Below are 23303 nucleotides of genomic sequence, written 5' to 3'. Positions count from 1 at the left end.
CAGCAGCGCTTAAATCGACTAAAAGAGTGTTACAAACTGTAAATTCTTCAATTTCTATTAGCAATCAGCATGATATAATTAACCAAATGTCTAAAAGTATGCCGTTATGATCGCAACAATTACTCAGCAAGATGCCGCGTCAGACCTTGTCGCAAATTACCTAAATACATTACAAAAGCAAGGCTTTACCGGTGATACAGATGCAAGTTATGCAACACGTATTACCGCTTCAACCGATAACAGTATTTACCAGCAATTGCCAAAAGGTGTCATTTTTCCCAAAAACGAAAAAGACATTCAACTTGCTTTGCAAACTGCATCACGGGACCCTTTTTTATCATTAACATTTGGACCGCGCGGTGGTGGAACTGGCACTAATGGTCAGTCTTTAACTCCGGGTATTGTTGTTGATTTATCCCGCTACATGCGTGAAATTCTAGAAATTAATGTCGAAGAAGGGTGGGTTCGAGTTCAAACTGGCGTAATAAAAGATCAGCTAAATGACTTTTTAAGACCTTATGGATTTTTCTTTTCTCCCGACTTATCTACCAGTAATCGTGCAACTATAGGCGGTATGATCAGTACCGATGCTTCAGGGCAAGGTTCACTTGTTTACGGTAAAACAAGCGATCATGTTTTAGGCCTTACAACCTATTTAGTAGACGGTACACCAATGAGTACCGCTCCAATAAATGTCGAAAAAGCAAAAATAATTGCAGAGCAAGACACGCTAGTTGGCACAATATATAAAACTGTACTTAATATAGCAATTAATGAACGTGATGCTATTTTAAATAAGTTTCCTCGGTTAAATCGTTTTTTAACCGGCTATGACTTAGAGCACGTCCTAAGTGATGACTTACTTACTTTTGATATGAGCCGTTTAATAACAGGTTCAGAAGGTTCACTAGGTATTGTCACCGAGGCAAAATTAAACCTTACACCGATTGCCGAATTTAAAACACTTATAAATATTAAGTACGATAGCTTTGATTCAGCACTTCGTCACTCTCCATTTTTAGTTGATGCCCGTGCAACTTCAGTTGAAACTGTCGATAGCAAAGTATTAAACCTAGCTCGCGAAGATATCATTTGGCATTCAGTATCGGACTTAATAACCGATGTGCCAAATAAAAATATGCAAGGGCTCAACATGGTTGAGTTTAATGCAGTATCACCCGACGATATAAAAGACAAAGTAGATACGCTTTGTACATTGTTAGATGAATGTGTAGCCAATCAAACCAATGGTGTAATAGGCTACCAGCTAACAAATGATAAAAGTGACATTTTAAAAATTTACGCAATGCGTAAAAAGTCAGTTGGTTTACTTGGAAACGTAAAAGGCAGCCAAAAGCCATTGGCCTTTGCAGAAGATACTGCAGTACCGCCTGAAAATTTAGCCGACTATATAGTTGAGTTTAGAGCCTTACTCGACAGTCATAATCTACAATATGGTATGTTTGGCCATGTTGATGCCGGTGTTTTGCATGTAAGACCCGCACTGGATATGTGCGATCCTGAACAAGAAAAACTTTTACGTACCATTTCAGATGAAGTTGTTAAACTCACAGCTAAGTATGGCGGTTTAATGTGGGGCGAACATGGTAAAGGCTACCGAAGTGAGTATGGACCTGAGTTTTTTGGTGAACATTTATTTACCCAACTGCGCATAATCAAAACAGCGTTCGACCCATATAACCGAATAAACCCAGGGAAGATATGCACACCTATCGATAGTGAAGACTCACTAGTTAGTGTTGATGGGCAGAAAAGATCGTGGTTCGACAAACAAATTTCAATTGATGTTAAAACGAGTTTTAACAACGCCATGACCTGTAACGGAAATGGTATTTGTTTTAATTATGATGAAAACTCGCCAATGTGTCCGTCGTATAAAGTAACCGGCGATCGCCGTAACTCACCAAAAGGGCGAGCAAGTTTAATGCGTGAATGGCTACGCCTTCAAGAATCTAAAAACATAGATCTGCTGGGTGTAGAAAAAGAATTAAATAAAGGTGAAGTAATTACCTGGTGGGAAAGGTTTGTACATAGCCGAGAAAAAAAGAAAGGCATTTACGATTTTTCACACGAAGTAAAAGCATCTATGGATGAATGTTTAGCCTGTAAAGCATGTACAACTGCTTGCCCTATTAAAGTTGATGTACCTACTTTTCGTGCGCGCTTTTTAAATTATTATCACAGTTATTATGCGCGTCCACTCAAAGATTACTTAGTGGGTAATATTGAAATTAGCGCGCCACTTATGGCTAAATTCGGTAAAATAATAAATCCAATCGTTAAAACAAAATTTGTTAGCAGCATAATTAAAAACACGGTGGGTTATGTTGATACACCACAACTGAGCATTCCGTCACTAGCAAAACGAATAAACAAAGCACAGCAATTTAATTTTGAATTTTTGACTAATTTAACCGCCGAACAACAAAGTGAATACGTTTTAATAGTTCAAGACCCGTTCACTAGCTTTTATGAAGCCGAACTAGTTGAAAGTTTTATAACCTTAATTGCTCAACTTGGTAAAAAACCAATGTTGTTACCTTTTAAACCTAATGGTAAACCACAACATGTAAAAGGTTTTTTGCACGAATTTAAAGTAACTGCCAAAAATTCCGCAGAATTTTTAAATCAACTAAACGATATTAATGCGCCACTAGTGGGATTAGATGCGTCTTTGGTTATGTGTTATCGCGATGAGTACAACACAATTTTAGAAAATAACCGCGGCGATTTTAACGTACAACTTGCTCACGAATGGTTAGAAACGCAATCTTTTAAAGGGCTAACTGCAAATAATAATAATGAAACTGAATTTACATTATTAAGTCACTGCACAGAAACTACATCTTTGCCAAAAGCAGCTAATGTTTGGAAAACTATATTTACAGATATCGGACTAACTTTAAATACAACTAATACCGGTTGCTGTGGTATGGCGGGTACTTACGGACATGAAGCACAAAATCAAGATAACTCACGCGCACTTTACGAAATGAGTTGGAAACCCATAGTTGAAAAAACTAAATCAGAGCAACTTTTGTCAACTGGATTTTCGTGTCGTAGCCAAGTAAAACGCTATGAAAAGTTTAAGCCTAAACATCCTATCGAATTACTTGCCCATGTACTAAGTTAAAATTTTTTTAAATATATTTAAAAGGCGTAACTTAAATTTAGTTACGCCTTTTTTATTTTACTTTGCACTTTTAAAACTTTCAGCAATCGGTTTTGTACTAATACCATGAATAAATACACTAAACAAAATTGTAGTCATGGCAATGCTCGCAATCTGAAATTTATTTTCTATTTGCTCGTCAATCACCATAAGCGTAAATACAATTGAGGCCAATCCTCTTGGCCCAAACCATGCAAAGGTAAAACGCTCTTTTAAATTTAAAGATGTAAAAAGTAATGACAACATTACAGGTATAATTCTTATCAATGTAGTACTTAATAATGCATACGTTACTATTTCAAAATTTAATTTTGGCAATACTAAATAAGCACATGCATAACCGAACAAACACCAAATCATCAGAGACGTAAAGTCAGCAATATGTTCTGAATCTTCTATTAATTCAGTACGCACTGTTTTAGTTGAAAACTTATCAAACAATAAACCCGCTAAAAACACAGCAATAAAACCACTGCCATGCAAATATTGGGTAACAGAAAATACCGCCATTGCAAAACCTAATAATAAAAATGGGCTAGTGTTTTGAGCAAAGTAATGCCGCCTCATTGCAAAATTTAAACTTGGAATAAAAATCGAAATACTCGTTATAGCAACAAGTAATGCAATACCTAACTCTCTTGAAAATACACTCACTACATGAGAGGTTGTAATTGCTGACTCAGGATTTTTTGCCAATAAAATAAATATTAAAAATACGGGTACACATAATCCATCATTTAATCCGCTTTCGGTATTGATCCCTTCACGAATTTTTTCGGGCACTTCACTGCTTGATAGTAATCCTTTGCTAAGTGCTGCATCTGTTGGCGTTAAAATAATAGCAATTAATGCCGCTTGAATTAACGAAAGCTCAGCAAACAAAAATAAACCAACCGCAATTCCCAGTAATAATGTTAAGGGGAGGGCAATAAATAATAATAAGCCAGGGTATTGAAAACTATGCCTTAATACACTTAGTTTAGATTTAGCCGCATCCGAAAATAAAAATATACTCAAAGTTAATTCTATAAACGGCAGTAATAAATCAACGCCCGCTTTTAACTCACCGCCATTATTGGGCATTAAATTGGCTAATGTAATACCGCCAATAACAAAAAACATAGGGCCAGTTACTTCTGTTTTTTCTAGTTGGCGAAGCGTCAATGAATATATTAAAAACAAAGCGCCTATAAACGCTATCACTAAGTAGGTCATTAAATTTTCCTTTTAGCTCCGGATTTTGCTCGCTCTTTAATATTTGTTTGAATATAAATTTGATCGGTGGTCGCAATTTTTGCATGTCCTAAATCTTCAGATAAATGCTTAAGTGGCCGCGTTTGCGCATCGTGTGTTGCTCCCGTATGGCGCAGCCAATGGGCAGTTGCTGCACCTAATTGTTCAGCATCATCTTTAAAACCATCATCCAACAATGATTGTTGCGCATAATCAAAACTTTGTTGAACTAATCGCCTAATTTGCCTAACAGTCATACCACCTTGGCCTCTAATTTTATGAACCAGTGGCTCGGCTTCATCAACGCGGGGAAGGGCAGGTAGCCCTCGGTATAATCGGTAACGTTTTAAATATTCAACAAAATCATCACTTAACGTAACATCTCGTAGCTTGTTACCTTTACCCATTATTCGTAAAAACCAAAAGCCGTCGTTATCTTGCCAAAAGTGAGACATAACCGGTGACCACTGAGGTCGCTCAGATAATTCAGAAATTCTTAAATATAATCCCTTTAAACACGCTAGGGTAAATAAGTTTCGTTCTAAATCTGGGTTTTGTTCACATAAATCGCGAGTTACTCCAAACACATACTCCCATTGTATATCGCTTAATGTGTCTGGGATCTGAATTTGAGATTGCACAACTAAATACGGGCTATTTTTTTTCACTACTGGTACAAAGTTAGCAAACGTTTTTTCTTCAAGTAATGAAAATTTATAAAATACATTAAGCGCTGTAAACATAGCCGACAATGTTTGTTGGCTAGCCGTAGATTCTTTAAGCATAAAAGGGCGCCAGTTTTTATTTAATCGGCGAATCCCTTGCTCATCTTTATAACGCCACTGAACAGAAGTCGTTGCCCACTTTTTATCGGGTTCAACCATAAAATCAACATAGGCTTCAATATCTTCACGTTTTAATTCGAATACTGACTTTTCGGCAATTAACCACGACCATAAATAAAACCGTTCAAGTTCGTTTCTAAATCGACTGTATGTTGCTTCTGATTTTCGGCCATAGACATATAAAAATTGATGTAAAAATTTAAGATCCGATTCTGATTCAGTTACAGTCAAGGCAACTTGCTGTATAAAGGTTGCAAGTTCTGGGTATTCCGAATTAAGAGTACCGTCATCAAGATGAGCAATTTGATATCTTAATTGTTTTAACGTATCGACCAACGCAACAAGCATAGTATATAAATATTTAATTAAATAAGTTAGTTACAGAATAACCTTTAAGTCCGATACTGTCTAGTATTGGACATAGCAAATAACTGTTTATTTTAGGCTATGCTTAAATGGCCATGCCAAACCTTATTAAGGAAAAGTTATGAAACAAGTTAGTATATTATTTTTACTTACACTCTCGTTAATACTCACAGGTTGTGCGACTACTGGTAGTGCATCTCCTAGTGAAAAACGTTCTTTAGTACAAAGTATGAAAAGTAACACACTTAGTAAACTTTATACTAAAAAGCCAGATGTTAAAACGCAAATAGCAAACTCTGCTGGTTATGCTGTTTTTGATAACGCGAATGTTAACGTTATTCTTGCTAGTTTTGGTGGTGGTTATGGCGTAGTAAAAAATAACCTAACAGGTAAATCTACTTACATGAACATGGGTGAAGCTGGTTTAGGGTTAGGTTTAGGTGTTAAAGATTTTAATGTAGTTATGATTTTTCATACCCAAGCAGCAGTAAATAGATTTATTGAACACGGTTGGGCGTTTGGTGGGAACGCAGATGCTGCAGCAAAATACGAAGATAAAGGTGGAGCATTGGTGGCCGAAGCCATTGCAGACCAAGTTACTGTATATTCTGTAACCGAAAATGGACTTGCTCTACAGGCTGTTCTAAAAGGGACTAAATTTTGGGTAGATTCTGAGCTAAATTAACCGTTAATAACTCTCCTAAAAGCGGGCTGATTTGTATAATCACGCTCGCTTTATTGTTAATATCGAAATTTAACATAACGTAATTTATGGGTTGTCAGTTGTCAGTTGTCAGTTGTCAGTTGTCAGTTGTCAGTAACATGAAAAATTAGAACCGTTTAAAATCAAACTTAGCCGTATCTAAATATTTATCAAAAGCTTCAGCCAATTTTTCAGTTTCACTAAACACAGTATTCCAATATTTAATACGCGTGTCGGCATCGAGATCGGTAAAGTCGTTTCTGACTGGAATTTTTCCGTAAGGTAAACCGGCTACAAATTCTTTTGATGGGGTGATCATCACCACGTTGTCGTAATTTTGTGGTGCTACTTTGCGTTTTAAGTTTTTATCAAACCACCCTGCTTTTGGGTCGCTATTAAAATGCGGATACAAAATTAAGCCAGGGTTATTAATTTTTACATCAAAGTGGTAGTCGATTATTCCGCCATCGCGATACATGCCTTGTGGCGAGCCTGCAATATTTTTTATACCTTCCATAACAAGCGGTATAGAGCCCGATGCAAGTAAGGCATCTTTTAAATTTGTTTGGTTAAGTGCTATGTTTTGCGTTTTAAAATTATAACCGTCGGTTATTGATAAATTACTGTTTGGCGCACCAAAAATAAATCGCTCGTACTGCGAGCCTAATAATTTTCGGTTTACGCGGTTTAGCATGTAACTTATTGATAAACCTAAAAGCTGAATTAATTTATTTTCGCTGGCTATAAAGCCATTAGATTTAGCGACTATAAAATGTGCTTTAAATACGGGGTTATTTATTATTTCGGTAACGCCATTATCGCCAAATACATCTTCAAGTAATGCGCGGGCTTTAATTGTAATTTCAGCAGGTGTTGGTTTATTACTTGAATAACGCGTTTGCGAATACGATGTTGCTAAACGCTCAATGGCGGCAACCGGGTCGTTTTGTGCAAAACACGCAGAGCGAAATGCGCCAGCTGATGAGCCAATTAAATTAAGCGGTTGGGTTCGGTTTTTAAAAAATTCACCAAAAATATATTTGTCTAATCCAAATAAAGTAAACCATTTAGGCCCGCCACTTGCGCCTAAAAATGAAGTAAATAGTTCAGGCTTAAAGCCTTGCTCGTTTATTATTTTTGCTGCGTTCTTCCCTGCGACAATGTCGATCATGTCTGTATTTTTACCTTTTATATATGTATTTTGAACTCTTTAACGCGCTACAAATGTGAATAGTTATGCAAAATTAAAAAGCGGTTTTATGCTGCCATAAAACCGCTATTTGTAGTTAAAGTTAGCTAAAATACATGAATTAATCCCAAATGCCGTCTTCGCATTTTCCCTGAACTTTTACATCTTTTACTTTAAATTCGGGTTCTATACCTTTGTCTCTTTGCGTGTGGTAATCGTGCGTTACCGACAAAATAGTAGGTGTTAACAGTATGATAGCGATTACGTTAACGACTGTCATTAACCCTAACGCAATATCGGCTAAATCCCATACTTCTTTTAATGTGGCCGATGCGCCCCACAACATCATTGATAAATATAGTAAGGTGTAAATACCACGCCCTACTTTGTTATCGAGCTTAAATAGATGTAAGTTACTTTCAGCGTAGGCGTAGTTAGCTACCACCGAAGTAAAGGCAAATAACGTAATGGCTGCAGCTACAAAGTACACGCCACCTTGCGCCAAATGCGCGGTCATAGCGCTTTGTGTTAAACGTATGCCTTCCATTTCTCCGCTTATGTCTATATCAGCTAATAAAATAACAACGGCTGTACAACTACAAAGTACGATTGTATCGAAAAACACACCAAGCATTTGTATGTAGCCCTGTGTTACAGGGTGATTAGGAATAGGGCTAGCACTTGCACTGGCATGCGGAACACTCCCTGCGCCCGCTTCGTTAGAATATAAACCGCGTTGAATACCATTTTTAATGGCAGCCCCCATCGCGCCTGCTCCCGCTTCTTGTAATCCAAAGGCTGAAAAAAATATATCTTTAAGCATGGCCGGTACTTGAGTAAAGTTTATAACGGTAATAATAACGGCGGCTAATACAAAAATAATGCCCATAATGGGCACTACGCGCTCTGCAAACCGGGCAATGGCTTTAAAGCCGCCTAATATAATTGAGCCTGCAAGAACTGTAATAACAATACCGGAGTAAAACGTGGGTACTTCAAATGCGTAGTTTAGTGCATCAGTAATCGTATTGGTTTGCATTGCGCTAAAAGTAAACCCGTACCCCAAAAATAAGCACGCGGCAAATACAATTGCGAAGGCACGGCTTCCCAGCCCTTGTTGAATGTAATACGCAGGGCCACCTCTAAATTCGCCGTTACTATCGCGAATTTTATACACTTGGCCTAATATACTTTCTGCAAATCCGGTTGCCATGCCCAATACAGCAATGACCCACATCCAAAATATTGCACCACTACCACCAAGCGATATAGCGACTGCAACACCGGCTAAATTACCCGTACCTACCCGAGCACAAAGCCCTGTACACAATGCCTGAAATGACGAAATGTCGTTTTTATTACATTTACTGCTGCCTTTTAATAGGCTAAACATATGCTTAAATTTAACTATTTGAATTGCTTTTAAACGCACAGAAAACCATACGCCGGTGAAAAGTAAAATATAAATGAGTACCTGACCTTCTCCCCACAAAAGGTTATTTACACTTTTTACTACCGTATCGAACATTGCAGATTCCTTATTATATTTTTATAGTTATGCGCTTTAACATAGGCATTTTAAAATGTACTGGCAACGCTTAATATTTTATACGAAATAAAGGCAACCTTGTTGCCTTTAGGTTTTGTCATTTGCTTTGTAAATGTACCCCTGCAATCATACACCTTACTGAACCACCAGCAGATTCAATGGTAGGTATTGGCAAAGGCACTAGTTTAGCCGTTTTTTGTATTGCAATTATTTGCTCGGCTGTAAGCGCATTATAGGCGGTTTGTGACAGCGCTAAAATTCGCCCATTTTTACCGTGTAATTCAATGGCATTCCCGCAAAAGTTATTTATTTGCTCAACCGACAAATCAATCACTTCGTGATGACTTTGTAAAAAATGCCCTACCAGCTCACTGCGTTGGTCTTCAGGCACCATATTTAAGCCAATCATTACAAACTTGCTAGCCACACACATTAGTACATTAGTGTGATACACCGCTATACCTTGCTCGTCAGTTGCATTAAACACAACCGGCTTGAACGAAAGTAAATTACACACCGTATTAACGACCGACCTTGTTGTGCGTTTAGATTCTACCGCGTAGGCAAGTTTATATTGGTGATCGAGCACCAGTGAACCGGTACCTTCCAAAAATGAATTTTCTTTCGCTAAATGCGCATAATCAGTCACTACCGCCACTTTATAGTGATCCGTTAAAAAATCAATTATATCTTTACGATATTCTAATCTTCTGTTTTCAACAAACATTGGGTAAATAATTAATTCCCCATTTTGATGGGTAGAAAACCAGTTGTTTGGAAAAACCGAGTCGGGTGTGTGTGTTTGCTCGTCTTCAAATAAATGAACGGTTACACCTTCGTTTTGTAGTAACTCAACCGCGTGGGTCACCTCTTTAAATGCTTGCTCGCTTTCATTTTTTACTTCACATTCGCTTTGAAATGCATTGTCGAGCATGGTTTGTGGATTAGAAGTAAAGTGATGCGGACGAACCATAACAACCGCGTTCGGTGCTTGTTGTGTTAGGCTCATGCTGCACTCTCTTTATCTTTATGCGGTATTTCAAGAACTGAAAATAAATTGCGTGGGTCGCCCTGCTGAGTGATCAGGTCGAGTATTTCGTATTCTCCTGACTTAATAAGCTGCTCGCGAATATACACTAACGCGCTAAAGTCTTCGCTTGCAAAGCCTACACCGTCAAAAATAGTAAGCTCTTTTTCGCATGTACGACCAAGGTGCTGTTTATTAATTACTTTATGAAATTCGGTTACAGCAAAACACCTGCTCATTTGTTGAATTTCGCCCTCTACTCTAGTTTGTGGTTCGTACTCTACAAATACATTAGCACGCTCCAACAACGCTGAATCAAGCTCAGTTTTTCCAGGACAATCGCCACCAATCGCATTAATATGAACACCTTGTGGGATCATATCGTTCGTTAAAATTGTTGCGTTGGTTTTATCGGCCGTGCATGTGGTAATTATGTGCGCGCCCTTTATTGCTTCCTCTACACTTTCACAGATAGTCACGGTTAAGCCTTTATTGTTTAAGTTATTAAATGCTTTTTGAGAAGCTGCTTCGTCTATATCGTATAAACGAATGTGCGTAATACCTAATACCGCTTTAAATGCTAAAGCCTGAAATTCTGACTGAGCCCCATTGCCAATCAGAGTTAAGGTTGTTGAGTTTTTTGGTGCTAAATAAGTAGCCACAAGCGCTGATGTTGCAGCAGTGCGTAGTGCGGTTAATAAGCACATTTCGCTAATCATTACCGGGTAGCCGCTATCAACATCTGACAAAATACCAAAAGCCGCAACCGTTTGAAGTTCCTTAAACGTGTTTTTTGGATGGCCATTGACATATTTACAGCTAAACATTTTTCCATCGCTTACCGGCATAAGCTCTATTACACCATCCGGAGAGTGAGCTGCATAACGCGGCGATTTATCAAACTCATGCCACCGAGCAAAATCCTGTTTTAACGTGTTAGTTAGGCTAACTAATACGTTTTCTATTCCTAATGTATTTATTAGCTTAGCCATAGCTTGAACATTTACAAATGGAACGCCTTGTTTTGGCTCTGCTATAAAATGACTCATGACTACCTCTGTAATAATAATATGAACTAATTAAAATAAGTTTATCGACTACAGATGCCATTTAATATGGCAATACTTTATACAAATAGTAGTGATTTTTATCAATTTGCTATGCATAAATGTAAAGTTTTAGTATTTTGTATAAAAAATAACTAGAGGTAAGCGAATGCTCCCTTACATTTACGACTCTTTAGATAACGCCTTAATAGCCGAATTAAGAAAAGATGGCCGTGCTTCTATTTCAGCCCTAGCCGATGTTTTAAAGGTGTCGCGCGGGACAGTACAAAATCGTTTAGACCGTTTAGTTTCATCGGGCGCGATATTAGGCTTTACGGTGCGTGTACACGAACACATTGAAACCGAAGCAGTAAGAGCAATAATGATGGTAGAAGTGGTGGGTAAATCTACATCGCAGGTAATTAAAACTATGCGCGGCATACCAGAGCTCACTAAATTGCATACCACTAACGGCGCTTGGGATTTAGTAGCAGAAATACAGACGGCAAATTTAGGTGAGTTTGATGGCGTACTCAGGCAAGTGCGCGAAATAGAAGGCATTTTAAATAGCGAAACCAGTATATTATTATCATCTACTTAAGCATTAATGTTAACACGTGAATATTAATATCGCCTTGCTCATGTCTGATCTTACAGTTTAAGTAATTAGATTTAGACCTCATTTAGCAGACAGCTATTAGGGGTTTTGTGCCCATCCCCTCGAAATGAACCTTAAGATTATTTTCTGACCGATCATAAGTTATGATGATGAAAAATAATTATAAAGGTCAACCATCATCACTAATTCAGCCACTAAACGTATTCACATACTTAACGAATCCGAAATAAACGAACTTTACGCTCTACCTAACTTTAATCGTACAGACAGGGAAGACTATTTTTCACTGGATAATGAGACCCAAAAGCTCGTTAATGAGTTAAGACGATTAGAAACCAGAGTATATTTTATTCTGCTATTAGGGTATTTCAGATCACGGCCTATTACCTTTAACTTTTCGTTTGATGATGTTGTGGTTGATCTTGATTATGTTCGAAGTAAATATTTCAATGGCAAAGACATGCTATTAACTGATTTATCTCGAACAACAAAAACAAAGCTGGTTAGTAAATTACTTAAACATGTAGGTTTTTCAATTTACCAAAGCAAAATTAACAAAGCCCCATTAATTGGAAGATTAAATGATGTTGTAAAAATAAATTTAGAGCCTAGATATGTTTTCGATGAGTGCATTGCATATTTTGGTCAAAATAGAATAGCGCTAGCGGGTTACACAACGCTGCAAGATACTATATCAACGGTATTATCAAATGAACGCAATCGTATTGAAGTTGTTCTCAATGAAAATTTAACACTATCCACAAAAGCAACATTGCTGAAATTACTTGAATCAAATAATACCTTTACTGATTTAGCTAAATTAAAAAAGATGGCTAAAGACTTCTCGGCCAGTCAAATAGCACAAGAGTTGAAGACACATAAAATTATACGTTCACTTTATCCTGAAATTAAAGTGCTTATTACTGAACTGGAGCTATCCCCTAAAAACCTTGAATACTACGCGTCATTAGTTAAACACAAGACCGTTTATAAACTTAGAAGACACGATGACAGCCAAACTATTTTATATCTTGTTTGCTATTTATTTTTTAGGTACCGAGAAACCAATGACAATTTGGTTTCCGCTTTTATCTATATGATCAGAAAGTTAACTGAATCAGCTAAAGGCTATGCAAAACAACGCATTGTAGAAGATGTCACTATTGTTCGCACTAAATTAAAATCTGCGGGTAGTTTATTAAAGTATTTTATCGATGCCGACATGGACGATAACCTTAGCTTTGGTGATGTGCGTAAGAAAGCCTTTGAACTTATTCCCGCAGAGAGTATTAAGTTACTAAGTGATCATCTAGATAACAATGACTTTGATGGCCGTCAATATGAATGGCAATTTATCGATAAACAATCGAGTAAAATTAAAAAACTTATCCGCTCACTCTTCTTGTCTATTGATATCGAGTTCATTCACCTAAAAGATGAATTACGCGAACAATACACCACAGCTCACGAAGAATTAGGGGCGTTCAAAACGATAAAAACAATTAACATCAATGTGGTACCTAAAAGTGACCGAGAATATTTCGAAGGCGATAATACCAAATTAATTGCTAATCGGTTTGAGTACTTTCTTTACCGAAAAGCAGAACAGCTATTTCATAGCAACAGCCTGACCGTTAAAGAGAGTGTTAATAATAGAAGCTTAACTTCTGACTTAATCCAACCTAAAGAATGGGAGAAAAAGGCTGAAATAATTGAAAATACAGGACTTGATAAGTTGAGTGCTTCCATTAATCAAACATTAACGGATAAGAGTCAACAGCTAGAAGCTAAGCTGAAGGAAGTAAGTGAACACATTTTTAATGGCGACAATAAGTATGTTGAATTTATTCCTGGCAAGGCCGAACTTAAGTGGTCTATTCCTAATAAACGATGGCAAGAAACTATCGACAATCCACTTTATAGTCAAATTCAACATATGGGTATTGTTGAACTCATGCTATTTGTTGATCAAAAAACAGACTTTTTAAAATCATTCACTCACATTTCAGTTAACAAAGAAAAAGCACCGGCTAATAAGGAGGATTTGATCGCTTGCATCTTAGCTAATGGCACCAATTACGGTTTATATAAAATGGCGAATATTTCCGACCGTTCCATGGGTAAATTACGCAGTGTCGATGATAGTTATATTCGATATGAGACATTAACACAGTCGAATGTTCAGGTTTCCAATGCAATAGCCACGTTACCAATATTTGCCTATTACCATGTCGACGATAACCAATTGTTTTCAAGTATTGATGGTCAAAAATTTGAGTGCCGCATTAATACCTTTAAGGCGCGTTATTCATCTAAATATTTTTCTAAAGGTAAAGGCGTTTCGGCGCTTACATTAGTTTCAAACCATGTTCCAGTGAGTACGCAAGTGATTGGTGCTAATGAGTATGAAGGTCATTTTGCTTTCGATTTACTTTATAATAATTCATCAGACATACAGCCAAGTACGTTATCCACTGATACGCATGGTACCAACAATGTCAACTTCGCTATTTTGGACTTCTTTGGCTATACGTTCGCCCCTCGATACGCAAAAATGAAAAAAATATTTTTTAATTTATTTGAAGTGTCTGAAGAAGATGGTGGACGTATTCAATTGATAAAAGAAATCAATCATAAACTCATTACTGAAGAGTGGGATGACATTCAACATATCTTGTGTTCATTGAGCCGAAAGACTACCACACAAAGCACTATCATTAGAAAGTTGAGTAATGGCAAGAGTCGCACATTGGCAGCCATTCATGAATACGACCGTTTGATAAAATCAATTTATGTTTTGGAATACGTTGATAATTCCACGCTACGCCATTATGTTCAGCAAGCCTTGAACAGAGGTGAAGTGTAGTGGTCAACTAATTTTGGCCACAGTTTTAGAATCTTGATATCTAACCTCAGATTCATTCGGCGCTAAACCAGCATTATAATGATGTGGTCTAACATTATTGTAATATCCGTTGATATAATCACTCACACTATATTTAGCATCTTTAAAGTTTTCGTATCCAACCTTTGGCATCCACTCCGTTTTAAAGCTTCTAAAAAATCGCTCCATTGGCGCATTATCCCAACAATTTCCGCGCCTGCTCATACTTTGTGTAATTTTATAGCGCCATAAACGTTGACGATATTTTAAACTTGTATAATGACTACCTTGGTCTGAATGAAACATCAGTCCTGTCGGTTTTCCTCTACTTTCATACGCGAGTTCAAGTGCTTTTAGCGTTAAATTAGTATCTGGCGACAACGACATGGCCCAACCAACGACTTTACGTGCAAATAAATCAATAACAACGGCTAAATAAGCCCAGCGATTACCTACCCAAATATACGTCACATCACCGCACCACACGGTATCTGGCTCAACAACATCAAACTGCCTATCTAGCAAATTTGGGATTTCAAGATGCTCATTACTACCCCTTTTATATTGATGTTGTGGTACTTGGCAGCTCTCTAGTTTTAGTTTAATCATGAGCTTAGCGGCGCGATAACGGCTTAATTCAAAACCGTTATTCGTTGCAATTGCTGCGATTGTCCGTGCCCCAGCTGAGCCACCGCTCATTGCATGTATTGCTTTAACTTCAGCCTCTAGCCTTACTTGCTCTGGCGTCGGCGTTGTATCCCGTATGACCCAGTACTTATAGCTGCTGCGATGCACATTGAATACACTACATAGCACACTAATTGGATAACGCTCTCGTTGATTTAACTTCTCGATTAACGAGAATTGTTCAGGGAGTCGGACATCAAGAGAGCGGTAGCCTTTTTTAATATATCCTTTTCTAATTCAATGCGTTGGATTTGCTTTTTAAGTTCGCGGATTTCAATTTGTTCGGGCGTCATTGGTGAAGCAGATGGTGTCTGGCCATTCCGCTCTTGCTTTAATTGAGTAACCCACTTACTGACGGTTGATTTACCCACCCCCATCGCTTTGGCTGCTTCTTCTTGAGTATAACTTTGGTCAACTACAAGCTGAGCTGTTTCTAACTTGATTGCCGCAGAATACGTTGCGCGTTTTAATTTCGTCATTTTTTCACCCAAATTTGTATGCTTATTAGCATAACATTTCTTTCTTAATGGGTGGCCAAATTAACTATGCCACTACAAAGCGTACCACCAATTAAAACGAGCTATAACTTCCGTTAATGGTAATAAATTTCGTGGCGGTAATGATTACCAAGTATCACAATGGAACGACTGCGCCCGACTTATTTCAAACTGTATTATTTATTATAATTCTGCGTTACTGTCGGCATTTCTGCAAATTCAAGAAAAGAATGGTAGGCAAGACGTTGTTGATATTATTTCAAGATTATCACCTGTCGCTTGGCAGCATATAAATTTGAATGGTGAATATGCCTTTAATAAAGACCGTAAGGAAATTGATTTAATCGGTTTACTAAATGGTATTGAAACACTTGATAGTATCAATTGAAAACCAAAATAACGGTTATCATAAAGTATACTTTATGATAACTACATTTGACTATTATCAAAACTACTCTCATAATGTTTTTATCAAAACATCTTAGAGTATAAAATAGGTTTATGCCAAAAATTGGATACGCAAGAGTTAGCTCGACGGGACAAAGTTTGGAAGTACAACTTGATAAATTAAATTTAGCCGGTTGCGATAAAATTTATCATGAGAAGCAGAGTGGGAAAACAGCTGAACGTCCAGAGTTTCAAAAGTGCATGAATTATCTTAGGGAAGGAGACACACTCGTTATCACCAGATTAGATCGTCTTGCGCGTTCAGTTATTCATTTGTCACAAGTTGCTGAGCGCTTTCAGGAAGAAAGTATTGATCTAGTGGTAATTGATCAAGCAATTGACACATCAACGCCCACAGGGCGCTTAATGTTTAACATGTTAGCGGCAATCGCAGAATTTGAAACAGATTTACGCTCAGAAAGGCAATTAGAAGGTATTGCCAAAGCTAAAGAACTCGGAGTTAAATTTGGGCGGCCAACAAAAAGAACTGATGAAATAGACTTAGAAATTTATAATAAAAGGAAAGAAGGCGTATCTATTGGTCAATTGGCAAAAGGTTATGACTTAGGCTCGGCTACGATTTATAGAATATTGAATGATGTTCTTGAAAAAACACCAACTGATACAACGAAATTATAAAGCTTGACCTAATTTATTATTTATTTCAGATAGTTTAACTTTAAACTTCTAATGCCGATTCGAGAGGATGGGCACACCCCCCTAATAGACTAAATTCACGCAAAGCAATCTTTATATTGTTTTGGCGTTGCCGCGACTATTTGTTTAAAGTTTCGATGAAAATGACTTTGATCAGTAAAACCTAAATCTACAGCTACTGAAGCTATATCTGTCCCATAACGTAATAGCGTTTTTGCTTTATTAATCCTTCTTGCTAATTGATAAGCGTGTGGTGTCATTCCAAACTCCTTTCTAAACGCATGGATTAAATAATAACTACTTAGTCCAGCAGCACAGGCTATGTTATCTATTTTAATATTTTTCTCGAAATTATCAGTAATATAATCTCTGGCAAGCGCTAAAGCGTTGTGTTTTGATTTTTTTATTACCGTTTCTTTTCCTTGATCTTCTTTAATTAAGTGGGAGAAAAATGATATTGCAGACTGTTCTTTATGTAATTGACTGGAGTTACTCACTAAAATATTAAATAGTAATTTAAACTGATTGAATGTGTGTTGGTTTGTTAAATGGTGTTGATGAAAAGGCATAAACTCTTTTGTAGTATTATCTAACACCTCACTTTGTATACAATGCAACCATTGTGGGTCAACAAACAACATTTTATAATTCCATGTATAACCATTTTTAGGGTTACAAGAATGAACATCACTTGGGTTAATAATGACGGTTGAGCCATTTCCTATTTCTTCTTTTTTTCTTGTGTTAAAATATTCGCTAACGCCTTTCTCGACAATACCAACGGAAAATTCTTCATGGGTATGCTTTTTATAACAAGCTTCTGAATTATCAGCACTTCTAGCTTCTATCGGGAGTCCTATTGAATGATAAAACAAGGGTTTTCCGTTATTCATATTTATACTATCTCCTTGTAAGCAGCAATCTAATATATTAGTAAATAAATAACAGTACTTGCTAATATACAACCCATGATTAAATTAAAAATCTTATAATGTTCAGGGTGTGACAACAGTTTTTTAATAGTCACCCCCATCACCGCCCATATTGATATTGATAAAAAGCATACCACAAAGAATACCAAGCTAAATAATAATATCGATGATGTATTATTTTCTCCATTAGATGAAAAAACTGTAACGCCTGAAATGGCTACGATCCATGCTTTTGGGTTTAGCCATTGGCAAAGTAATCCTTCTACTATGGTAGGTGGAGTAGCTTGATTTTCTTCATCAACTTTACTTATAGGAGAAAATGCAATTTTATAGGACATATATAATAAAAAAGCAGCCCCTATATAACTTAAGTAATTCATAATCTCAGGGTTTTCATGAAATACTTCTATAACACCAACGCCCAATAGTAACAGAATACTGGTAAAACCTATTGTAGCACCGGTTATATGGTGTAAAGTTTTATTGAAACCAAAGTTTGCTCCAGAAGATGTTGCTACTATATTTACTGGCCCTGGTGATATTGATGTAACAAATGCAAATAACGCCATAGCTATAAGTGTTGACATAATAGTCCTTATAATCTTTAAAAATTAGTTACTTCAGCACCTTCAATAAAACGGTGCTCTTGTAAATCGACAATTCGATACCTTTTAGGCTTTACCTTACCTTCCTTACAATAACCAGCCATCGCCTCCCAATGACCAGCCTCAAACTCATTCGTAATGTGCAGCTCACTTAGCCCTTTTATTCCTTTATAACGGTACAAGCCAAAATCAATTAAGCGTACTGGATAACCTTCTTCCAGAGATAAAGGTTGACCATCAACATCGAAAATCAACATAGCTTTTCTTTCGAAAGCATCATCGATACGAATAGTTGAATCATATTTTCCTTTTTCAGCTGTGCCTATACTAATTTGCTTAAGAAATTTACCTTTAAATTGGCTTTCTTTGATTTTTAAATATTTAAATAGATCTTCTAAATAAATTCCTGTCCAAGTTCTACGAATGCTCCAATTGCATACGCATACAACCCTACGGTTTTCTGTTCGCTGAAGAATAGATCTTAGTTCGTTATAATTAATTTGAATTGGTTTCTCTTGATCAGGTATAAATATATTCAAAGTCCATTTGTTTAAATCAGCTAATGATGGTGGCCCTTCTTGGTAATACCGTAATGAAGATGGCTTTTTTTCAATCCAAGGAGTTTTAGGTATAGTATTATTCATTTTAAATTTTACTCACTATCTTTTATTAATAACTTTACGCAACGAAACCCGACAATATTATCTCTTACAGTTGGAGGATATGGATCTCTACTGCTACAGCGCATATATTCACTATCATGTAAGCCAGACCCCCCTCTTGTAACAAAGTCATCTGTAATACTGCTTTTATATAATGGATTTATACCACTTTGATCCCAGTTATAATTAGGGGAATAATTGTCTTGGCACCATTCTGCTAAGTTTCCAGCCATATCGATACAACCAAAGGGTGATCTATTTTGTATATGAGCATGCCAAGGTGTCGAACGCCGATTTAATTCCGTTGGCTCACAATCAGGAGCAAAATTTGCTAGTAATAGTGATGCTTCAGCATTCCCCCAAGGATATTTGCGATTATCGTTTCCTTTCGCTGCAAACTCCCATTGAGCTTCGGTAGGTAAACTTTTACCTACAAATTTTGCATATGCGACAGCTTCATGCCAACTAATACCTGTGACAGGTTGATCTGCTTGGTTCCAATTAGGATCATTCCAGTATAGAGGTTCTTTGATGCCCAATTGCGAAATAAACTCTAAACCTTCTGAGCTCCATAAATCCGCTTCTTGGTAGCCTCCCTGTTCTATAAAAACTTGAAAGTCTTCATTAGTGACTGGTTTCACATCCATAAAAAATGGATCTAACTTAACTTGCATAAGTGGCATTTCATCTGGAGATTCTAATGAACCACGTGTGAATTTTTCACCAGAAATCAAAGTCATATTTATCATCTAAGTAATCCTAAATTTCCAGTAAACTTGTTAACAATTTTCTTGTTACCATATATAGCTATTCCCAAATATTCTAAACTCATTGCTGTAACTTCTGATAGGCGATTAGAATAATCTTCATAATTTTTAGTCATTTGTGCTGCATGATTAAAATCAATAACAATTAAGTCTGGTTCGTACTCCCTAAGTTGTTGACGCAGACTTGACAATGAACTTCCATCGCCCGTTAATATCGGGATAGGTATAGTGGTTATGCCCTTATGAACTTTACCATCATAATCATTAATATCTTCACCTATAAGTTCAGGTTTTAATTTCCCTAAAGACAGTGTTAATATAGCAGCCGTATTAGCAATAAGTCCTATAGGTAAATTTTTATCAATTATTATTGCACAGCGCTCAATAGACATTGCTTATGCTCCTTTAAATTTATATTAGTTTTGACAAATACAACCCACGTCATTTCAATAATTAGTGGGAGTGAAATTATTTCTAAGTTGGAATGTTTAGCGGCTATTTCATTAGATAAACAACAATCATATAATCCATTACTGACATCCTGAGCACCTTTACTGGTGGCTTCGGTATAATGAACTTCAATTTTATCTTCCGAAAATTCATAGCCATTGTTTTGCATTGAAGAAATGACATCGTTTAATCGTGATGCGGGGGCTTTATGAGTTACTATAGAGATTCGTTTTTTATTCTCTAACTTTCTTTTTAATTCATCTTTACTGCGAGAACAAATAAAATAATGCGGAGGGCTAAAGAAAAAAGAACCCATTAGTGTTGTTTTTGGATTCATATAGAAATAATCTGAATCCCGATATGCATTAGCAACTAAAAGAGCACAGTCGGTATGATTTTCAGTATAAGCGGACGCTAGTTCAAAGCTGCTAAATAAATGTATATTAAGCTTCCTACCTAGTAGTATTTCCATATGAAGAGCTGCTGCCTCGCTACTTGAACCAACAGGTCCGAGTGTTGAAATACAGGTAATGGATTCATTGTTACGTAGCCAAAATCCGTGTTCAGTAATCATCTTATCGAAATTCCCTTCAAGCTTTAATTTATCTAGAGTAATAAGTTAAAGCTCATGGTTAGATGATTATTGTATAAAACTGCTTTTTTGAAAGTAATTTTAAATTGATGAGTATATGGATAACTTTAGTTTTTTGAGTGGTGATAATGGTTTCCTCTAATTTTTTTCATTATCATACATTAATTTATTGTTCAAAAAATAGGCTTAAGGTTAATTTCGAGGGGATGGGCGCAAAACCCCTCGATGCCTGCGGGCAGATCAAGTGCTTGCCAGGATTTCAGGCGCTCAATATGTTCGAGCATGTGGCGAGAGTTCGGTTTGGCAGGCGACTGGCGCAGCCATGCCAGCCACGTCACTTTACTGCCGTCCTTGCGCTTGAGAAGTTCGTCCAGGCGCTGACGGTGGGGTGATAACAAAGAATCGGTCAGCGCCGCGTAAATGCGTCGGTTGGCACGGGTGATGGCCTCGGCGCTTGCGCGCTCGATGGCATTCATGGCGGGCAGGATAATGCTCTGCCGCCGCAGATTCTCGACAAGTGCGCTCGCCAGCACGATGCCTTTGTCGGTCTGCAAGGCCAGCTCGGTCAATGTATGCACGGCTTGCCGATAGTGGCTCATGGTGAAGGGCTTGAACCCAAAAACCGTTTGCAGCTCGACCAAGTGCTCCCGCCGTGTCTGTTCGCGCTGGCCGTACTCGCTCCAACTTTCCACTGGCATCTTGAGTTGCGCGGCCATCATGCGCAACAGGGGCGGAAACGGAAGCTCATCGACGCCCAAAAAGGTGCCAGGGAATCGCAAGTAGCAAAGCTGCACAGCGAAGCCCAATCGATTCGCGGCGCCGCGACGCTGACGGATCACCGACAGGTCGGTTTCGTTGAACGTGTAGTGCCGTATCAGTTCGTCTTTGGCATCTGGCAGTGCCAGCAGGCTTTCGCGCTCGGTGGCGGACAGGATTGAGCGGCGTGGCATGGTCAGTCTTCCCGCAGGTACTGGTACAAGGTTTCGCGGCTGATGCCGAAGTCACGGGCCACCAAGGTTTTTTGGTCGCCTGCCGCAACTCGCCGTTTCAACTCGGCAATTTGTTCGCTGTTCAGCGATTTCTTTCGTCCCCGGTAGGCACCGCGCTGCTTGGCCAGCACGATTCCCTCGCGCTGACGTTCGCGGATCAGGGCGCGCTCGAACTCAGCGAAGGCTCCCATGACCGACAGCATCAGATTGGCCATCGGTGAGTCCTCGCCGGTGAACTTCAGCCCTTCTTTGACGAACTCCATGCGCATGCCCCGTTGTGTCAGCCCTTGGACGATGCGGCGCAGGTCATCAAGGTTGCGTGCCAGCCTGTCCATGCTATGCACCACCACGGTGTCGCCCTCGCGGACGAAGGCCAGCAGCCTTTCCAGCTCGGGACGCTGGGTGTCCTTGCCAGAAGCCTTGTCGGTGAACACCCGCGCCACCTGAACACCCTCCAATTGCCGTTCCGGGTTCTGGTCGAAGCTGCTGACGCGGACATAGCCGATGCGTTGACCTTGCAAGATGCCTCCAAAGGCAAAAGTGTCAGGATGAAATCTATTACCTTTGACGGAATATGTCAATCAATAGGAAATTTAACTCTATTCTGACATCGTTTGCACATGGCATCTGACATCAAGTTAGGGTATACGTGTCATTTTCAGAAGGCGATAGCACGAATTATCAAAAGTCGGCCGCACGGTTTTTTCTGACGGTTGACGTCACCTCAGAAAACGGAAAATAAAGCACGCTTAGGCGTAGTTCCCTTGGCTACACCGCGTCGGTACTGCGCGGTTCTTTCTTCCCTTGCAGTGAAGCAATCAGCGGGCAAGAAACATTCCCCTGCCGCAGGTGGCAGGCACACACAAGTTCGGAAAGCACCGACTCCATACGCGCCAAGTCAGTCATTTTTTCGCGCACGTCCTTGAGCTTGTGCTCGGCCAGGCCGCTGGCTTCCTCGCAATGGGTGCCATCCTCCAGCCGCAGTAGCTCGGCGATTTCGTCCAGGCTAAAGCCCAGCCGCTGGGCCGATTTCACGAACCGCACTCGTGTTACATCCGCCTCGCCATAGCGGCGAATGCTGCCATAGGGCTTGTCTGGCTCCGGCAGCAGGCCCTTGCGCTGGTAGAACCGGATGGTCTCCACATTGACCCCGGCCGCCTTGGCAAAAACGCCAATGGTCAGATTCTCAAAATTAATTTGCATATCGCTTGACTCCGTACATAACTACGGAAGTAAGCTTAAGCTATCCAAACCAAATTTGAAAGGACAAGCGTATGTCTGCTCTCACCGGCCAACCGCCGCTGCGAACTACCACCCAAACACGGCTAACTGCATTGGCAATTGCCGAAACGAAAAGGAACGAT

Annotated in this window: 20 protein-coding genes and 2 pseudogenes; 6 read left to right on the top strand and 16 right to left on the bottom strand. The window is 38.6% G+C overall.

Translation table 11 applies throughout. The features are described from left to right. Window positions 1-106 precede the first annotated feature (106 nt). On the top strand, window positions 107-3154 hold the full coding sequence (locus PS1M3_RS19825) for an FAD-binding and (Fe-S)-binding domain-containing protein (protein WP_203987626.1): 3048 nt from the start codon (window positions 107-109) through the stop codon (window positions 3152-3154). Between the two features lie 57 nt (window positions 3155-3211). On the opposite strand, the gene PS1M3_RS19820 is transcribed toward PS1M3_RS19825, so the two are convergent. Both PS1M3_RS19820 and PS1M3_RS19815 read right to left on the bottom strand, forming a co-directional pair. Further along, window positions 3212-4408, bottom strand: coding sequence for a sodium:proton antiporter (locus PS1M3_RS19820; RefSeq protein ID WP_203987623.1), 1197 nt, complete (start codon window positions 4406-4408; stop codon window positions 3212-3214). Next, a complete protein-coding gene (locus tag PS1M3_RS19815; protein ID WP_203987620.1) occupies window positions 4408-5619 on the bottom strand; it encodes a site-specific integrase in 1212 nt (403 codons plus the stop codon). The genes PS1M3_RS19820 and PS1M3_RS19815 overlap by 1 nt, the downstream gene beginning before the upstream one ends. 139 nt (window positions 5620-5758) lie before the next feature. Here PS1M3_RS19815 and PS1M3_RS19810 point away from each other — a divergent pair, with 139 nt between their 5' ends. Then, window positions 5759-6322: a YSC84-related protein gene (locus PS1M3_RS19810; RefSeq protein ID WP_138740732.1), complete on the top strand. Its 564-nt coding sequence runs from the start codon at window positions 5759-5761 to the stop codon at window positions 6320-6322. Window positions 6323-6467: 145 nt separating this feature from the next. Here the strand turns inward: PS1M3_RS19810 and PS1M3_RS19805 are convergent, their stop codons facing one another. From PS1M3_RS19805 to PS1M3_RS19790, 4 genes are all read right to left on the bottom strand, one after another. Continuing rightward, window positions 6468-7511 carry a patatin-like phospholipase family protein gene (locus tag PS1M3_RS19805; RefSeq protein ID WP_203987617.1) on the bottom strand — a complete coding sequence of 348 codons (1044 nt, stop codon included), beginning with the start codon at window positions 7509-7511 and terminating at the stop codon, window positions 6468-6470. A gap of 139 nt (window positions 7512-7650) precedes the next feature. Continuing rightward, entirely contained in the window at window positions 7651-9057 is a 1407-nt protein-coding gene (locus tag PS1M3_RS19800) for a sodium:alanine symporter family protein (RefSeq protein WP_138740735.1), read from the bottom strand. Window positions 9058-9175: 118 nt separating this feature from the next. Beyond that, complete coding sequence (gene ctlX / locus PS1M3_RS19795) at window positions 9176-10087, bottom strand: citrulline utilization hydrolase CtlX (RefSeq protein ID WP_138740736.1); 912 nt, start codon at window positions 10085-10087, stop codon at window positions 9176-9178. Then, window positions 10084-11154, bottom strand: coding sequence for an ornithine cyclodeaminase (locus PS1M3_RS19790; RefSeq protein ID WP_138740737.1), 1071 nt, complete (start codon window positions 11152-11154; stop codon window positions 10084-10086). Before PS1M3_RS19790 ends, ctlX begins: the two co-directional genes overlap by 4 nt. Before the next feature lie 166 nt (window positions 11155-11320). Here PS1M3_RS19790 and PS1M3_RS19785 point away from each other — a divergent pair, with 166 nt between their 5' ends. Continuing rightward, the gene (locus tag PS1M3_RS19785; protein WP_138740738.1) at window positions 11321-11752 is read left to right on the top strand and encodes an Lrp/AsnC family transcriptional regulator; all 432 of its coding nucleotides are present in this window, start codon (window positions 11321-11323) and stop codon (window positions 11750-11752) included. 193 nt (window positions 11753-11945) lie between these two features. Beyond that, the gene (locus PS1M3_RS19780; protein WP_203988074.1) at window positions 11946-14636 is read left to right on the top strand and encodes a Tn3 family transposase; all 2691 of its coding nucleotides are present in this window, start codon (window positions 11946-11948) and stop codon (window positions 14634-14636) included. A 3-nt stretch (window positions 14637-14639) separates the two neighbouring features. Here the strand turns inward: PS1M3_RS19780 and PS1M3_RS19775 are convergent. Beyond that, window positions 14640-15820 (bottom strand): IS3 family transposase gene (locus tag PS1M3_RS19775; protein WP_203985558.1). Its coding sequence is split into 2 segments (ribosomal slippage): window positions 14640-15562 and window positions 15562-15820, totalling 1182 coding nucleotides; the frame shifts between segments, so codons are not numbered across the junction. Window positions 15821-15908: 88 nt separating this feature from the next. Here PS1M3_RS19775 and PS1M3_RS20170 point away from each other — a divergent pair. Continuing rightward, window positions 15909-16226, top strand: a pseudogene (locus PS1M3_RS20170) (Tn3 family transposase); the annotation flags it as partial. A 113-nt stretch (window positions 16227-16339) separates the two neighbouring features. Next, window positions 16340-16924, top strand: coding sequence for a recombinase family protein (locus PS1M3_RS19765; protein ID WP_138686820.1), 585 nt, complete (start codon window positions 16340-16342; stop codon window positions 16922-16924). 95 nt (window positions 16925-17019) lie between these two features. Here the strand turns inward: PS1M3_RS19765 and PS1M3_RS19760 are convergent, their stop codons facing one another. The 9 genes and pseudogenes from PS1M3_RS19760 to merR all read right to left on the bottom strand — a co-directional run bounded on the left by PS1M3_RS19760 (window position 17020) and on the right by merR (window position 23142). Beyond that, complete coding sequence (locus PS1M3_RS19760) at window positions 17020-17835, bottom strand: AraC family transcriptional regulator (RefSeq protein ID WP_138686821.1); 816 nt, start codon at window positions 17833-17835, stop codon at window positions 17020-17022. A gap of 29 nt (window positions 17836-17864) precedes the next feature. Further along, the gene (locus PS1M3_RS19755; protein WP_138686822.1) at window positions 17865-18461 is read right to left on the bottom strand and encodes a LysE family translocator; all 597 of its coding nucleotides are present in this window, start codon (window positions 18459-18461) and stop codon (window positions 17865-17867) included. 17 nt (window positions 18462-18478) lie between these two features. Beyond that, complete coding sequence (locus PS1M3_RS19750) at window positions 18479-19123, bottom strand: molybdopterin-dependent oxidoreductase (RefSeq protein WP_171040125.1); 645 nt, start codon at window positions 19121-19123, stop codon at window positions 18479-18481. Window positions 19124-19131: 8 nt separating this feature from the next. Beyond that, window positions 19132-19890: a formylglycine-generating enzyme family protein gene (locus PS1M3_RS19745; RefSeq protein WP_138686823.1), complete on the bottom strand. Its 759-nt coding sequence runs from the start codon at window positions 19888-19890 to the stop codon at window positions 19132-19134. Next, complete coding sequence (locus tag PS1M3_RS19740; RefSeq protein WP_138686824.1) at window positions 19887-20300, bottom strand: DUF2000 domain-containing protein; 414 nt, start codon at window positions 20298-20300, stop codon at window positions 19887-19889. Before PS1M3_RS19740 ends, PS1M3_RS19745 begins: the two co-directional genes overlap by 4 nt. After that, complete coding sequence (locus PS1M3_RS19735; RefSeq protein ID WP_138686825.1) at window positions 20276-20932, bottom strand: hypothetical protein; 657 nt, start codon at window positions 20930-20932, stop codon at window positions 20276-20278. The genes PS1M3_RS19740 and PS1M3_RS19735 overlap by 25 nt, the downstream gene beginning before the upstream one ends. Before the next feature lie 239 nt (window positions 20933-21171). Then, window positions 21172-21900, bottom strand: a pseudogene (locus tag PS1M3_RS19730) (DUF4158 domain-containing protein); the annotation flags it as partial. 2 nt (window positions 21901-21902) lie between these two features. After that, window positions 21903-22460, bottom strand: a complete 558-nt coding sequence (locus PS1M3_RS19725) for a recombinase family protein (protein WP_138686826.1) — start codon at window positions 22458-22460, stop codon at window positions 21903-21905. Between the two features lie 247 nt (window positions 22461-22707). Then, the gene (gene merR / locus PS1M3_RS19720) at window positions 22708-23142 is read right to left on the bottom strand and encodes an Hg(II)-responsive transcriptional regulator (protein WP_138686827.1); all 435 of its coding nucleotides are present in this window, start codon (window positions 23140-23142) and stop codon (window positions 22708-22710) included. Between the last annotated feature and the right edge of the window lie 161 nt (window positions 23143-23303).

It is taken from the genome of Pseudoalteromonas sp. PS1M3, assembly GCF_016865405.1.
GTDB classification, from domain to species: Bacteria; Pseudomonadota; Gammaproteobacteria; order Enterobacterales; family Alteromonadaceae; genus Pseudoalteromonas; species Pseudoalteromonas marina.
Note: the sequence above shows the minus strand (reverse complement) of the source record. Positions and strands in the feature narration are given on the sequence as shown.